Here is a 15,432-nt window from a genome sequence, read left to right as displayed (position 1 = left end):
GACGTTAGCACCCGCCGTGTGTCTCCCGTGATGACATTCTTCGGTATTCGCAGTTTGCATCGGGTTGGTAAGCCGGGATGGCCCCCTAGCCGAAACAGTGCTCTACCCCGAAGATGAACTCACGAGGCGCTACCTAAATAGCTTTCGGGGAGAACCAGCTATCTCCCGGTTTGATTGGCCTTTCACCCCCAGCCACAAGTCATTCGCTAATTTTTCAACATTAGTCGGTTCGGTCCTCCAGTTAGTGTTACCCAACCTTCAACCTGCCCATGGCTAGCTCACCGGGTTTCGGGTCTATACCCTGCAACTCATTTCGCCCAGTTAAGACTCGGTTTCCCTGCGGCTCCCCTATTCGGTTAACCTTGCTACAGAATATAAGTCGCTGACCCATTATACAAAAGGTACGCAGTCACCCTGATTCATCAAGGCTCCCACTGCTTGTACGTACACGGTTTCAGGTTCTCTTTCACTCCCCTCGCCGGGGTTCTTTTCGCCTTTCCCTCACGGTACTGGTTCACTATCGGTCAGTCAGGAGTATTTAGCCTTGGAGGATGGTCCCCCCCTCTTCAGACAGGATTTCTCGTGTCCCGCCTTACTCATCGAACTCACAACCACGCCATCTTCGAGTACGGGGCTGTCACCCTCTCTCGCCGGCCTTTCCAGACCGTTCCTCTGATGCTGTGGCTGATGCTGGTTCTGGGCTCCTCCCCGTTCGCTCGCCGCTACTGGGGGAATCTCGGTTGATTTCTTTTCCTCGGGGTACTGAGATGTTTCAGTTCCCCCGGTTCGCCTCATTAACCTATGGATTCAGTTAATGATAGTGCAACGCATTGCACTGGGTTTCCCCATTCGGACATCGCCGGCTATATCGCTTCATATCAGCTTACCGACGCTTTTCGCAGATTAGCGCGTCCTTCATCGCCTCTGACTGCCTAGGCATCCACCGTGTACGCTTAGTCGCTTAACCTCACAACCCGAAACTGTCTCGGACTGTGCAGCTTGAGAGACTCCTCAATAATACCTCGGCGATATTATCGAGTGTTTCAATTTTTCAGCTTGTTCCAGATTGTTAAAGAGCTTATATCGCTAAACCGATTCCGAAAATCCGCTTAAAGATACCTTAACGACAACGCCTTTCACCCGTCATCTTCGCAAGCTGGCGTCCCCTAGGGGATTCGAACCCCTGTTACCGCCGTGAAAGGGCGGTGTCCTAGGCCTCTAGACGAAGGGGACCCGATGGTCAGCTTCGCAGGCGCGCTTGCACTTTACTTTCATCAGACAATCTGTGTGAGCACTGCACTCAACCTATCTCAGGTAAGGAGGTGATCCAACCGCAGGTTCCCCTACGGTTACCTTGTTACGACTTCACCCCAGTCATGAGCCACAAAGTGGTCAGCGCCCTCCTTGCGGTTAAGCTACCGACTTCTTTTGCAACCCACTCCCATGGTGTGACGGGCGGTGTGTACAAGGCCCGGGAACGTATTCACCGTAGCATGCTGATCTACGATTACTAGCGATTCCGACTTCATGGAGTCGAGTTGCAGACTCCAATCCGGACTACGACAGACTTTGTGTGTTCCGCTTGCTCTCGCGAGGTCGCTTCACTTTGTATCCGCCATTGTAGCACGTGTGTAGCCCTACTCGTCAGGGCCATGATGACTTGACGTCATCCCCACCTTCCTCCGGTTTATCACCGGCAGTCTCCTTTGAGTTCCCGCCTTCACGCGCTGGCAACAAAGGATAAGGGTTGCGCTCGTTGCGGGACTTAACCCAACATTTCACAACACGAGCTGACGACAGCCATGCAGCACCTGTCTCAGAGCTCCCGAAGGCACAACCTCATCTCTGAGGTCTTCTCTGGATGTCAAGAGTAGGTAAGGTTCTTCGCGTTGCATCGAATTAAACCACATGCTCCACCGCTTGTGCGGGCCCCCGTCAATTCATTTGAGTTTTAACCTTGCGGCCGTACTCCCCAGGCGGTCGATTTAACGCGTTAGCTTCGGAAGCCACAGCTCAAGGCCACAACCTCCAAATCGACATCGTTTACAGCGTGGACTACCAGGGTATCTAATCCTGTTTGCTCCCCACGCTTTCGCACCTGAGCGTCAGTCTTCGTCCAGGGGGCCGCCTTCGCCACCGGTATTCCTCCACATCTCTACGCATTTCACCGCTACACATGGAATTCTACCCCCCTCTACGAGACTCCAGCCAACCAGTCTTAGATGCCATTCCCAGGTTGAGCCCGGGGATTTCACATCTAACTTAATTGACCGCCTGCGTGCGCTTTACGCCCAGTCATTCCGATTAACGCTTGCACCCTCCGTATTACCGCGGCTGCTGGCACGGAGTTAGCCGGTGCTTCTTCTGCGGGTAACGTCAAAATCCGGCTCTGTTCAAGCTGAACCCTTCCTCCCCGCTGAAAGTACTTTACAACCCGAAGGCCTTCTTCATACACGCGGCATGGCTGCATCAGGCTTGCGCCCATTGTGCAATATTCCCCACTGCTGCCTCCCGTAGGAGTCTGGGCCGTGTCTCAGTCCCAGTGTGGCTGGTCATCCTCTCAGACCAGCTAGGGATCGTCGCCTAGGTAGGCCTTTACCCTACCTACTAGCTAATCCCATCTGGGTTCATCCGACGGCGTGAGGCCCTTTCAGGTCCCCCACTTTGGTCTCGCGACATTATGCGGTATTAGCCACCGTTTCCAGTGGTTATCCCCCGCCCTCGGGCAGATCCCCAGACATTACTCACCCGTCCGCCGCTCGTCAGCAAAAGCGCAAGCGCTTTCCTGTTACCGCTCGACTTGCATGTGTTAGGCCTGCCGCCAGCGTTCAATCTGAGCCATGATCAAACTCTTCAATTAAAAGCTTGATGCTCAAAGAATTGTACTGTTAGTTCGTAATGAATTAACTGTTGTTCACTCTTCAAGACTTTAAAACGTATTTTTTTGTGATACGGTCTTGTGAGTGCCCACACAGATTGTCTGATTAATTGTTAAAGAGCAGGCCGAATCAAAAATTGACATTCTCGTTCAGCCGGGCTGCGTATATTACGCTGTTCGCCCGCAGAGTCAAGCGCTTATTGACTTTCCTCTGCCCGACCTCACAATGTTTATCAGCGTTGTGTCGGTCAGTGGTGGCGCATTATAGGGAGTTCTTTGACGCTGGCAAGTCTTTATTGAAAAAAAATGGCCGTTCGCAGTTTTTTTCAACAATACACTGATAAAAAGAACAAATCAGTTATTTTTCACTCACCATTTTAAGGAAATCGTCAGTAAAACGATCGACTTGTTGCCAGTCGGTATATTCAATCTCTTTAGTTGTATCAATTTCCCCACCAGTCATCTTCATAATCATTTTCACCATTATCCGATCTAACCAATGATAACGAGGATAAAGTAATGCGCCAGCAAAAACACCACACAAATCCGGCTTCCACGGGGTATTAAACAGAAATTTACGAACATACACATTCGTTTCTGGTGTACATTTCTCTGGCTTCCTTGCTGTCAGATTTACACCAAAAAATGCGGTTGGCATTTTATTAAGTTGTTGTTGATGACAGATTGCAAATTTTTTCAGTGCCGAACTGAAATGACCATATCTGATCGAAGCTCCAATCATAACTTTGTCATAAGATTCCAAATTGATCGTTTTTACTGTTGATAAATCTCTGAGTTCGCATACCTCCCCTGATTTGCGTAGATTTTCAGCAATGCGGGTAATGATTTTCTTAGTCTGCCCATCCCGACTGGAATAAAGTAACAAATAATTCATAGCTATATCCCTCTCCCAATAGACTATTCGCGCCAGAAGGTTGGTGTAAATAAAACTAATAAAGTGAATACTTCCAAGCGACCAAACAACATCGTTATAACTAATATCCATTTGGCTGCCGGATTCATTGCAGTGAAGTTATCCGCAACAACACCCAACCCAGGCCCTAGATTATTTAGTGTAGCGGCTATTGCAGAAAACGCAGAAAGCTCATCTACACCAGTTGCGATAAGTAATAACAAACTGATGATAAATACCAAAGCATAAGCAGAGAAGAATCCCCAAACAGCTTCAATAATCCGTTCAGGTAATGCCCTTCGTCCTAACTTAAGGGTATAAACCGCATTTGGATGAACCAATCTCTTCAATTCACGGGAACCTTGCAGGAATAGTAATAAGATACGAATCACCTTCAATCCTCCCCCCGTCGACCCCGCACAACCGCCAATAAAAGCGGAACACAATAGTAGTATTGGCAAAAACGATGGCCAACGAGCAAAGCTATCTGTGCTGAACCCTGCTGTTGTCGCCATTGAAACAACTTGGAAAAAAGCTTGGTTTAACGTCTCTATCCCCGACTTATAAACAGCGTGATGCCATAAGATCAAAGTGCAAATAATAACAAGCACTAATTGAATGGAGATAAACATACGGAATTCAGGGTCCCGCCAATATACTGTCAGGCTACGTCCCGTTAATACCGCGAAATGCAAACCAAAGTTACAACCAGAAATCAACAGAAAAATCGCAATAATGGTATTTATCGCGGGGCTATTGAAATAACCAATGCTTGCGTCATGTGTAGAAAATCCACCAATTGCGATAGTTGAAAAACTGTGAGAAATGGCATCAAAAACTGACATCCCCGCAGCCCATAATGCTAAAGCGCAGGCGATTGTCAGCAACACATAAATCAACCATAAAGTTTTTGCCGTTTCAGCAATTCGCGGGCGCATTTTATTATCTTTCAAAGGGCCAGGCATTTCAGCCCGATAGAGTTGCATTCCCCCAACCCCAAGTAGAGGCAGTATTGCAACGGCTAGCACAATAATCCCCATACCGCCTAACCATTGCAGCATCTGCCGGTAGAAAAGAATCGCTTTAGGCAAGGAATCAAGCCCAATCAGTGTCGTAGCACCCGTTGTTGTTAAACCAGAGAAAGATTCAAAAAATGCATCTGTAATAGAAAGATTTGGCTGTTCAGAAAAGATGAAAGGTAAAGCCCCGACACTACCAAGTACTATCCAAAATAAGGCAACGATAAGAAACCCTTCCCGGGGCTTTAATTCATGTTTTTGTTCCCGATTTGGTATCCAAAGCATCAAACCGATAATTAAGGCAAAAATAAATGTCTGACTAAATGCACGCCCAGCGCCATCACGATAGATAAGTGCTACCAATCCTGGAATTATCATGGTGACAGAGAAAAGAATGACAAGCAGCCCAACAATACGGGTTATGGCACGAAAATGCATTCAGCTGGTTCCTTAGAAATCCAGTTACAGAGAATATTTACAGATCAGGTGTTAAATGCAATACACCACGACTTAGATCACGTAATTTATCACCGACTTCCCCCACTAAGGTAGTTGGAAGTGAAATTCGCAAAGTAACATTCTCTGCATACTCACTGGAAATAATTTGCCCTGATGATTTCTGTAATAACTGTTCAATCATAGAGATATGGGCATATTCACACTGCAAGGAACAAAGTTTCTGTGGAACCTTATATTTTGTTTCCAGCAATTTCAACGCCTGTTGGACACCACTTCCATATGCCCTTACTAACCCACCAGTACCTAATTTTATTCCACCAAAATAACGGACAACCACCGCAGTTATTTCACCAATATTATTTCCCATAAGCTGGGATAGCATCGGCTTACCTGCGGTCCCTGAAGGCTCGCCATCATCTGAAAAACCCAACTGTTGTGAATTATCCGGCGCCCCAGCAACAAATGCCCAACAGTGATGGCGAGCATCAGGGTACTGAGCTTTGATTTGCTGGATAAATTCCTTAGCCTCATCCACCCCGCAAGTATGCTCCAGCAAGGTAATAAAGCGACTTTTTTTAATCTCTTCAGTAAAACTCACTGAAGCTGCGGGTATCAAATAAGGCTTCATTATGGCAATTGAAGATCCCTAGTCATGTTTTCCACTTTATTTTCATGGATCACAATATTGTCTTCAATACGAATACCACCAAAAGGTTTAAGCGTCCCAATTTTATTCCAGTCAAAATGTTTGCTGAACTCACTTTCACGCCAAGGTGAAAGTAGCGATTCGATGAAATAAAGACCTGGCTCAATGGTCAACACCATTCGGGGTTCCAAAATACGGGTGCAACGCAGATAAGGATACATATCCGGGGCTGCTAAATGTGTACCTATATCATCCTGCATAAACCCTGCCGCATCATGGACCTGTAATCCAAGAGGATGACCAATGCCATGTGGGAAGAATGGCGTTGTCAGCCCTTTTTCAACCATGACTTCTTCACTGACATCTTTCACAATACCATGTTTTTTCAATAACTTAGCAATTCTATGATGCATCTGAATATGGTATTCAGTATAGCGAACTCCTACCTTAATTGTACTGATTAACGCTTTCTGTTCAGCATCCATGTCTTTAATTAGAGAGGAAAATTCATTATTACTTTTTGCTGAATAAGTGCGGGTAATATCTGCTGCATAACCATTATATTCAGCACCGGCATCAATTAGGAAACTACGTATCTCCGAAGGTGCGTTGTGCTGCAATACAGTGTAATGCAAAACGGCGGCATTCTCATTCATAGCAATAATATTGTCATAAGGGACATCTGTATCACGATGACCTGTCGCCGTAAGATAAGAGATATTAATATCAAATTCACTCATCCCAGCCTGAAATGCTTCATGAGCTGCCAAATGTCCAACAATAGCCGTTTTTTGTGCTTCACGCATACAGGCCAGTTCATAATCTGTTTTATATGAACGATAAAAATGTAAATAATCAAGAACGGCCTTTGGATTAATATTGTGTTCGGAGAAACCAATCTCTTTTGCTCTTTGTGGAGAGCAACCGATATAAGCAACATTCTGTTTCACATAAGTACTTAACGCTGAATTGATATCTCCAGCATTTGCCAGATGAATTATTTCAACTTCTTTAGTCCAGTAACTGGTCGGTAGCGGTTCTACACTGTGCCAATAATCTACCGGTGAGTAAAACCATAATTTAGGCTTATTAATACCATCCACCCACAACCAGCAGTTAGGCACTTTAGTTACTGGAACCCAAGCTTTGAAGTGAGCGTTAACTTTAAAAGGGTAGTCTCTATCATCAAGAAAAATACGCTGTAACTCACCTGAGTGAATAAGCAAAGCATCAAATTGATTACGGGCCAATGCTTCACAGGTACGTTGCTGCAATGTAGAGATATGTTCGTGGTACAGAGATACCAACTTTTCCATTTCAATTGACCTTTTTTTATTTTATGGGCTTAACCATTAGCTTATCACAGCCATTGATATTTGCAGGTACCACGCAAAAAACCTCTCAATTTATCGGCCCCCGCTAACACCTTATTTATCAAAATATAAAAACAATTATTGTCAATGAGATACAAATCTCACTTGTGATCACCCTTGCAAAAAACTAATCACTCATTTGCATTTACTTAACATAATACCCACAATCAAACCCATCTGGTCATACCAGATGGTATGCGCTCATTTAGGAGAACGACATGCTCTATCAAAGTGAAACAATTCAAGTAAGCTGGCTGAAAGATGGCATTGCTGAACTGGTTTTCAATGCCCCAGTCGCTATTAATAAATTAGATACTAAAACCGTTGCCTCTCTCGATAAGGCTGTTGCCAGCCTGGAGCAACAAACGGGACTGAAAGGCGTTTTATTACGCTCTGAAAAAGCTGCATTTATTGTTGGCGCAGATATTACTGAATTCCTCTCTTTATTCGATTCACCTGTAGAAAAACTGCAAGAATGGCTTAACTTTTCAAATAGCATTTTTAACCGGATAGAAGATTTACCTGTACCAACCATTTCAGCAATAAACGGTTATGCTCTTGGTGGTGGATGTGAATGTGTTCTGTCTACGGATTTCCGTGTAGCCTCCCCAGATGTACGTATTGGACTGCCAGAAACCAAACTTGGTATTATGCCCGGTTTTGGTGGCTCAGTTCGTCTTCCACGCCTGATCGGGACTGATAATGCGCTGGATATCATTGCCGCAGGTAAAGACATTGGCGCAGAAGAAGCCTTGAAAAACGGTTTGATTGATGCTGTTGTTCCCAAAGAAAAACTGGTTGATTCCGCAGTCTCAATGCTAGAACAAGCAATTGCAGGGAACCTTGACTGGAAAGCCGCACGCCAGCCGAAATTAGAGCCTTTGAAACTCAATGAAATTGAACGAGGCATGAGTTTTAGTGTGGCAAAAGGTATGGTGATGAAAGTCGCCGGTCCTCATTATCCAGCGCCTATCACCGCAGTTAAATCCATAGAAAAAGCCGCTACATTTGGTCGTGATGAAGCGCTGAAAATAGAAACCGACAACTTCATTCCTTTAGCACAGACAAATGTTGCCCGTGCTTTAGTGGGTATTTTTCTTAATGACCAGTATGTAAAAGGACTGGCAAAGAAACATCTGAAAGAAGTCGTAACACCTGAGTATGCCGCAGTCCTAGGTGCTGGAATTATGGGTGGTGGTATAGCCTATCAATCTGCCCGCAAAGGGATTCCTGTCATGATGAAAGACATCAGCCAGCAAGCCCTTGAATTAGGTATGAATGAAGCTGCGAAACTTCTAAACAAACAGTTTGAACGTGGCCGCCTAGATGCCATAAAAATGGCAAGAACCCTCTCTTCTATTCAGCCGACCTTAAATTATGCCGGTATCGAACAGGCTCAAATCGTGGTTGAAGCCGTTGTAGAGAATCCAAAGATCAAAGCGGCTGTACTATCAGAAACTGAAACTCTGGTTAATGAAGACTGTGTTCTGGCATCCAATACATCAACAATTCCGATTTCAGAATTAGCAAAATCCCTAAAACGCCCAGAAAACTTCTGTGGTATGCATTTCTTCAATCCGGTGCACCGCATGCCGTTGGTTGAAGTGATTCGCGGTGAAAAAACGTCTGAAAAGACAATTTCAACCGTAGTCGCCTATGCCAGCAAAATGGGTAAAACCCCGATCGTCGTTAACGACTGTCCAGGGTTCTTTGTAAACCGGGTACTGCTTCCTTATCTCCTTGGCTTCGGTCTGCTATTACGTGATGGTGGTGATTTCCGCCAAATAGACAAAATCATGGAGAAAGAGTTTGGCTGGCCAATGGGTCCTGCTTATCTCATTGATGTTATTGGTCTTGATACTGCACATCATGCTCAATCAGTCATGGCCCAAGGGTTCCCAGATCGTATGCAGCGTGACTATAAAGATGCCATTGACACTTTATACGACAATCAACGTTACGGGCAGAAAAACGGTCTTGGTTTCTACAAGTACACTCAAGATAAGAAAGGTAAGCCTAAAAAAGAGCAGGACGAGCAAACAGACCAATTGCTGGCGGCTATCTGCCAACAGAAGAATAATTTCTCCAGTGAAGAGATCATTGCTCGCACTATGATCCCGATGATCAACGAAGTTGTCCGCTGTTTGGAAGAAGGTGTCATTGCCAGCCCGGCAGAAGCTGATATGGCTCTGGTTTATGGCCTTGGTTTCCCTCCATTCCACGGTGGTGTTTTCCGTTACCTGGAAACAATGGGAACAGCAGCCTACGTAAAAATGGCCGAAAATTATGCTCACCTCGGTGCTCTTTACCAGGTCCCGCCTGGTCTGAAAGCCAAAGCTGAACGTAATGAAAGTTATTACCCTACAGCAGCAACGATTGCTGTCAGCACCGGAAAAACAGCGTGAGGTCTGGAAACATGGAAAATGTAGTCATTATTGATGGCATCCGCACCCCAATGGGGCGCTCAAAAGGTGGTGCATTCCGTCAGGTCCGGGCTGAAGATCTCTCCGCTCACCTGATGAAAGAGCTATTTAAACGTAATCCGGCAATACAGAAACATGAAATCGACGATATCTACTGGGGCTGCGTCCAACAAACTCTAGAGCAAGGTTTCAACATTGCCCGTAATGCAGCTTTACTGGCTGATATCCCTCACTCTGTACCAGCTGTGACTGTTAACCGGCTATGCGGTTCATCAATGCAAGCGCTACATGATGGCGCTCGTATGATCATGACCGGAGAAGCTAATGTCACACTGATTGGTGGTGTAGAGCACATGGGCCATGTTCCAATGACTCATGGCGTGGATTTCCATCCTAAAATGAGTCGGAGCGTTGCCAAAGCCGCAGGAGTCATGGGCTTAACCGCTGAAATGTTGGCAAAGATTCACCATATCAGCCGTGAAATGCAAGATGAATTTGCCCTTCGTTCACACCAACGTGCAACACAGGCAACGCAATCGGGCGCATTCTCCAATGAGATATCAGCAATTTATGGTCACGATGCCGATGGCATATTGAAACTGTTTGATTACGATGAGGTGATCCGCTCGGATGCTAATATGAAAGATCTAGCCGCACTGCGCCCTGTATTCGATCCAGTAACAGGCTCAGTCACAGCAGGCAGCTCTTCTGCTTTATCCGATGGCGCATCTGCCATGTTGATAACTAGTGAAAGTTATGCCAAGAATCTGGGCCTGAAACCTCGTGCCCGTATCCGTTCTATGGCAGCTGTTGGTTGCGATCCTTCTATTATGGGGTATGGCCCGGTCCCTGCTACACAAATGGCGCTCAAGAAAGCAGGTTTAGAACTGGGTGATATCGGCGTGATTGAACTAAACGAAGCATTTGCTGCTCAGTCACTTGCCTGCCTGAAAGGTCTGAATTTGCTGGATAGTATGGATGACAAAGTTAACCTGAATGGTGGCGCAATTGCTCTGGGTCATCCTTTAGGCTGCTCAGGCGCTCGCATCACAACAACGTTGTTGAACTTAATGGAACGCCGCGATGTTCAGTTTGGCCTAGCAACCATGTGTATCGGTTTAGGCCAAGGTATCGCCACCATTATAGAAAGAATGGATTAAGAACTTATCTATACCTAATAGATTTCGAGTTGCAGCGCGGCGGCAAGTGAATGAATCCCCAGGAGCATAGAAAACTATGTAACCGGGGTGAGTGAGTGCAGCCAACAAAGAGGCAACTTGAAAGATGACGGGTATATAAGAATTATTATAACTGAGTCGTTGTTGCCGTAATTCCCGCCTGTCAGGGGCGGGTTTTTTTATTATTCTAAATGAATTCGAAAGCATCACCATACATGCTGTCAGCAGAAGCATCACGCTCACTACAAAAGCGCTCGCGAGCAATTTTTGCCATTTCGAATCGCCCTGCAATGTAGATATCATAATTGGCCAAACTACCAAAATCCTCTAGTACTGCTTTAAGCACTGTTCCTGTACGTCCACACCAACCATTATCTGACTGTTCAACAACTGGAATAACCTTCAAATTAGGATAGCGTTCTGTAAGTAACCGTAATTCAGCAAGATCATATAAATGTTGTGATTCTCTGCCCCCCCAATACATAGAGATATGACGTTTTGGTTGTTCTTCCAACGCTGTCAATAATATTGAACGGGTGTAAGAAAACCCCGTACCGCCAGCAATTAATAACAACGGATTAGCGCTGCTTTTACGGAACCAAGCTTTGCCATGAGGGATATCAATATTGATCACTTTCTGATCCAGAATTCTATCCATCACAGCCATTGCATACAAATTCAGTTCAGAAGCACCAATATGTAATTCAATAAACTCCTTTTCTGAAGGCGTTGACGCCATTGAAAACGGACGTTTATCTCTCTCATCCATTACCACCATCAGATACTGACCGGCGCGGAATAAGAACGGAGAATCGGGAAGCAACCGTACCCGATAAACCGTATCAGTAATAGCCTCTACAGAGGTTACTTTACAGCTCAGTGTTGTCATGCGTTCCCTCTTATGGTCCTAAAATATCTAATTCATCCCAGATTTTGTCGACGCGGGTACGCACTTCTTCACTCATCACAATAGGGCGTCCCCATTCTCTCTGCGTCTCTCCCGGCCACTTATTCGTTGCATCCATTCCCATTTTCGAACCTAATCCTGAAACTGGCGACGCAAAATCGAGATAATCTATCGGAGTATTCTCCATTAACACTGTATCTCTTGCCGGGTCCATTCGCGTAGTGATTGCCCAAATCACATCGTTCCAGTCTCTAGCATTGATATCATCATCACAAACAATAACAAACTTTGTATACATAAATTGCCGTAGATATGACCAAACCCCCATCATGACCCGTTTGGCATGACCCGGATATTGTTTCTTCATAGTCACGACGGCGAGACGATAGGAACAACCTTCAGGAGGCAAATAAAAATCGACAATTTCAGGAAACTGTTTTTGTAAAATCGGTACCAGCACTTCATTCAATGCACCCCCTAACACAGCAGGTTCATCTGGCGGACGGCCAGTATAAGTCGAATGATAAATAGCATCATGACGCTGAGTAATATGCGTCACAGTGAACACCGGGAACATATCGACTTCATTATAATAGCCCGTATGATCACCATATGGCCCTTCTGGAGCTAACTCGCCAGGCTCAATATACCCTTCCAATACGATCTCAGCACTTGCTGGTACCTCCAAGTTACTTGAAAGGCATTTCACAACTTCTGTTTTATATCCTCTTAATAACCCAGCAAATGCATATTCCGATAATGTATCAGGGACTGGCGTCACAGCCCCCAATATTGTCGCTGGATCAGCACCCAAGGCAACAGCCACCGGGAAACGCTCTCCTGGATGTGCCTGACGCCACTCCTGAAAATCAAGCGCACCACCACGATGAGATAACCAGCGCATAATGAGTTTATTTTTACCCAGTACCTGCTGGCGATAGATACCAAGATTTTGCCGCTCTTTATTCGGGCCACGAGTTACTGTCAGCCCCCAAGTAATCAATGGCGCAGCATCCTCTGGCCAACAGTGCATGATAGGAATACGGGTTAAATCCACATCGTCACCAACCGAAACATGTTCCTGACAAGGCGCAGTATTAAGCCGTTTAGTTGGCATATTAAGGACTTGCTTAAATTTCGGTAGCTTATCCAGGAAATCACGAAAACCTTTCGGAGGATCGGGTTCTTTCAAAAAAGCTAGCAGCTTACCTACATCATGCAAAGCCTTAACATCTTTCTGCCCCATCCCCATAGCAACACGTTCAGCAGTACCGAACAAATTACACAATACAGGCATCGAATAACCTTTGGGATTTTCAAACAACAAGGCAGGCCCACCAGCGCGAAGGGTACGATCTGCAATCTCAGTCATCTCCAAATAAGGATCAACTTCAAAGCTGATGCGTTTCAACTCACCTTTATGCTCCAATAAGGTTAGAAAATCTCTTAAGTCACGGTATTTCATACTATTCATTTATGCCGGGTTTTAAGGGGGAAAACATTATAAGCCATCCCACTCAGCTTTTTTGTGTTTTTTTCAGAAGACTACAAATTAAACCAATAAGTTACTAAAAAGCAACGGGGTTAATTCAACCTTGCGACCTCAAATTCAAATACAACGAAATGGCCCCCAATAAGTTAATATTTGAGCATCAAGTTACTCAGAAAAATATTTACCGTATTGGAACATCTTGATGTCTCCACTCTCACCACAGAAATAATGCCACACTATCTCTACCTCTGGATTCATCGCACAAAATGCAGCCAATCTCTTACCTCGGCTTTCCCAATGATTACTAAATAGCTATCAAATTTTGCAATTATTCAACAGAAATACTGATATCTTTCTTTTATTAATATTGACCGAACAAATAACAACCAATTTTATATTAATTACTTTATATGTCACTTACCAAGATATTATTCATCACTTTTTTACTGAAAAACATCGGACACACCATTACAATAAATATGTATCATTAAACAATTATCACTAAGATAATGCCTGTAATGCCCTTTTCTATTTTGCTATGCTTAATAGTCATTGGATCAAGGTTAAATAAAGATGGAAAACTGGTACCTCATCTACTGTAAACGTGGGCAAATTTTACGAGCAATAGAAAATCTGGAACGACAGGATGTTGCTTGCCTAACTCCTACCGCGAGAATTGAAAAAATAACCCGTGGTAAACGTACTGTGAATATAGAGCCACTTTTTCCTAATTATCTGTTTGTTCAGTTTGATCCTGAAGTTATTCATACTACAACGATCAATTCAACACGCGGTGTTAGCCATTTTGTCCGTTTCGGTGTGCACCCTGCTATCGTACCGGAAACGCTGATTAAAGAAATCGTCTCCGCAACTGAGCAAGAATATGTATCACCAGATACACCTATGGCTGGTGATACCGTATTAATCACCGAAGGAATTTTTGAAGGACTGCAAGCTATCTACAACGAACCAGATGGAGAAACCCGTTCTATTCTGTTACTTAATATTCTAAATAAACAATTACCTAAAGCGCTTGATAATAAGCAGTTTGTGAAAATTTAACCAAACAAAAAAACGGGCAAAATTTACATTCTGCCCGTTTTAATCAAACTTTAGTATTTCTATTTATTTAACTGTTGAGCAACTCGTTTTGCAAAATAGGTCAGTACGCCATCTGCTCCTGCGCGTTTGAAGCATAACAGAGACTCTATAATTACCTCTTCCTGTAACCAACCATTCTGAATAGCAGCCATATGCATAGCATATTCGCCAGATACTTGATAAGCAAAGGTTGGTACACCGAATGTGTCTTTTACCCTACGGATAACATCCAAGTAAGGCATGCCCGGTTTTACCATTACCGTGTCAGCACCTTCCTGCAAATCCTGAGCAATCTCCTGCAATGCTTCATCGCTGTTCGCAGGGTCCATCTGATAGGTTTTTTTATTACCCCCTTTCAGATTACGATTTGAACCGATTGCATCACGGAATGGGCCGTAATAACTAGAAGCATACTTAGCGGAGTAAGCCATAATTTGAGTATTTACATGTCCTTCCGCTTCAAACAATTCTCGGATTGCACCAATACGCCCATCCATCATATCGCTCGGGGCAATAATCTCTGCACCTGCCTCTGCATGTGATAATGCCTGTTTGACCAAGATCTCTTTGGTTATATCATTCATCACATAACCATCCTGATCGATGATCCCATCCTGACCATGTGTCGTGAATGGATCTAATGCCACATCAGTCAGCAACCCTAGTTCAGGAACGGCATCTTTCAGTGCGCGAACCGTACGCTGAATCAATCCATCAGGGTTATAAGCTTCTTCCGCATCCAAAGATTTTTTATCTGCTTCAATAACGGGGAACAGAGACAACACAGGAATCCCCAATTGAGCAATCTCTTCAGCTTCTTTTAGCAAAAGATCTATTGTCAGACGATACACCCCTGGCATAGAAGGCACTTCTTGACGACGATTAGTGCCCTCCATCACAAATACAGGATAGATTAAGTCATTAACAGTTAATTGATTTTCAGCAACCAGACGGCGGGAAAAATCATGACAGCGCAACCGGCGCATACGTCGACCAGGGAAAGTTCCTGGAAATGTATAGCTCATATAGCTCTCCTAACTCAA

General features: G+C 44.6%; 10 protein-coding genes, 1 tRNA gene and 2 rRNA genes. 3 read left to right on the top strand and 10 right to left on the bottom strand.

Annotated features, from left to right (window positions below; all coding sequences use genetic code 11):
- The 7 genes from TI10_RS20535 to pepQ form a co-directional block, all read right to left on the bottom strand.
- Positions 1-967, bottom strand: a 23S ribosomal RNA gene (locus TI10_RS20535); the annotation flags it as partial.
- A 190-nt stretch (positions 968-1,157) separates the two neighbouring features.
- A tRNA-Glu gene (locus TI10_RS20530) sits at positions 1,158-1,233 on the bottom strand.
- A gap of 82 nt (positions 1,234-1,315) precedes the next feature.
- Positions 1,316-2,860: ribosomal RNA gene (locus tag TI10_RS20525) — 16S ribosomal RNA — on the bottom strand.
- Positions 2,861-3,236: 376 nt separating this feature from the next.
- Positions 3,237-3,773: a menaquinone-dependent protoporphyrinogen IX dehydrogenase gene (gene hemG, locus TI10_RS20520; protein ID WP_049585184.1), complete on the bottom strand. Its 537-nt coding sequence runs from the start codon at positions 3,771-3,773 to the stop codon at positions 3,237-3,239.
- Between the two features lie 23 nt (positions 3,774-3,796).
- On the bottom strand, positions 3,797-5,248 hold the full coding sequence (gene trkH, locus TI10_RS20515; protein ID WP_049585183.1) for a Trk system potassium transporter TrkH: 1,452 nt from the start codon (positions 5,246-5,248) through the stop codon (positions 3,797-3,799).
- A gap of 37 nt (positions 5,249-5,285) precedes the next feature.
- The gene (locus TI10_RS20510; protein ID WP_049585182.1) at positions 5,286-5,897 is read right to left on the bottom strand and encodes an IMPACT family protein; all 612 of its coding nucleotides are present in this window, start codon (positions 5,895-5,897) and stop codon (positions 5,286-5,288) included.
- Complete coding sequence (gene pepQ, locus TI10_RS20505) at positions 5,897-7,231, bottom strand: Xaa-Pro dipeptidase (RefSeq protein ID WP_049585181.1); 1,335 nt, start codon at positions 7,229-7,231, stop codon at positions 5,897-5,899. The genes TI10_RS20510 and pepQ overlap by 1 nt, the downstream gene beginning before the upstream one ends.
- Positions 7,232-7,506: 275 nt before the next feature.
- Between pepQ and fadB the strand changes: the two genes are divergently transcribed.
- Both fadB and fadA read left to right on the top strand, forming a co-directional pair.
- Positions 7,507-9,693: a fatty acid oxidation complex subunit alpha FadB gene (gene fadB, locus TI10_RS20500; protein WP_049585180.1), complete on the top strand. Its 2,187-nt coding sequence runs from the start codon at positions 7,507-7,509 to the stop codon at positions 9,691-9,693.
- Positions 9,694-9,704: 11 nt separating this feature from the next.
- Positions 9,705-10,871: an acetyl-CoA C-acyltransferase FadA gene (gene fadA / locus TI10_RS20495; protein ID WP_049585179.1), complete on the top strand. Its 1,167-nt coding sequence runs from the start codon at positions 9,705-9,707 to the stop codon at positions 10,869-10,871.
- Positions 10,872-11,076: 205 nt separating this feature from the next.
- Here the strand turns inward: fadA and fre are convergent, their stop codons facing one another.
- The gene (gene fre, locus TI10_RS20490) at positions 11,077-11,778 is read right to left on the bottom strand and encodes an NAD(P)H-flavin reductase (RefSeq protein WP_049585178.1); all 702 of its coding nucleotides are present in this window, start codon (positions 11,776-11,778) and stop codon (positions 11,077-11,079) included.
- A gap of 10 nt (positions 11,779-11,788) precedes the next feature.
- The gene (gene ubiD, locus TI10_RS20485) at positions 11,789-13,261 is read right to left on the bottom strand and encodes a 4-hydroxy-3-polyprenylbenzoate decarboxylase (RefSeq protein ID WP_049585177.1); all 1,473 of its coding nucleotides are present in this window, start codon (positions 13,259-13,261) and stop codon (positions 11,789-11,791) included.
- 600 nt (positions 13,262-13,861) lie between these two features.
- On the opposite strand from ubiD, the gene rfaH reads away from it, so the two are divergent.
- Positions 13,862-14,350 carry a transcription/translation regulatory transformer protein RfaH gene (rfaH, locus tag TI10_RS20480; protein ID WP_049585176.1) on the top strand — a complete coding sequence of 163 codons (489 nt, stop codon included), beginning with the start codon at positions 13,862-13,864 and terminating at the stop codon, positions 14,348-14,350.
- 59 nt (positions 14,351-14,409) lie between these two features.
- Here rfaH and hemB read toward each other — a convergent pair whose 3' ends face one another.
- Positions 14,410-15,414 carry a porphobilinogen synthase gene (gene hemB / locus TI10_RS20475; protein WP_049585175.1) on the bottom strand — a complete coding sequence of 335 codons (1,005 nt, stop codon included), beginning with the start codon at positions 15,412-15,414 and terminating at the stop codon, positions 14,410-14,412.
- Between the last annotated feature and the right edge of the window lie 18 nt (positions 15,415-15,432).

This window comes from Photorhabdus luminescens subsp. luminescens (genome assembly GCF_001083805.1).
In the GTDB taxonomy this organism is placed as follows: Bacteria; Pseudomonadota; Gammaproteobacteria; order Enterobacterales; family Enterobacteriaceae; genus Photorhabdus; species Photorhabdus luminescens.
This window is presented reverse-complemented; position numbering and strand designations above follow the sequence as displayed.

Coding starts and splice junctions, on each gene's coding strand:
- hemG (WP_049585184.1), bottom strand. CDS start 3,773: ATGAATTATTTGTTACTTTATTCCAGTCGGGATGGGCAGACTAAGAAA.
- trkH (WP_049585183.1), bottom strand. CDS start 5,248: ATGCATTTTCGTGCCATAACCCGTATTGTTGGGCTGCTTGTCATTCTT.
- TI10_RS20510 (WP_049585182.1), bottom strand. CDS start 5,897: ATGAAGCCTTATTTGATACCCGCAGCTTCAGTGAGTTTTACTGAAGAG.
- pepQ (WP_049585181.1), bottom strand. CDS start 7,231: ATGGAAAAGTTGGTATCTCTGTACCACGAACATATCTCTACATTGCAG.
- fadB (WP_049585180.1), top strand. CDS start 7,507: ATGCTCTATCAAAGTGAAACAATTCAAGTAAGCTGGCTGAAAGATGGC.
- fadA (WP_049585179.1), top strand. CDS start 9,705: ATGGAAAATGTAGTCATTATTGATGGCATCCGCACCCCAATGGGGCGC.
- fre (WP_049585178.1), bottom strand. CDS start 11,778: ATGACAACACTGAGCTGTAAAGTAACCTCTGTAGAGGCTATTACTGAT.
- ubiD (WP_049585177.1), bottom strand. CDS start 13,261: ATGAAATACCGTGACTTAAGAGATTTTCTAACCTTATTGGAGCATAAA.
- rfaH (WP_049585176.1), top strand. CDS start 13,862: ATGGAAAACTGGTACCTCATCTACTGTAAACGTGGGCAAATTTTACGA.
- hemB (WP_049585175.1), bottom strand. CDS start 15,414: ATGAGCTATACATTTCCAGGAACTTTCCCTGGTCGACGTATGCGCCGG.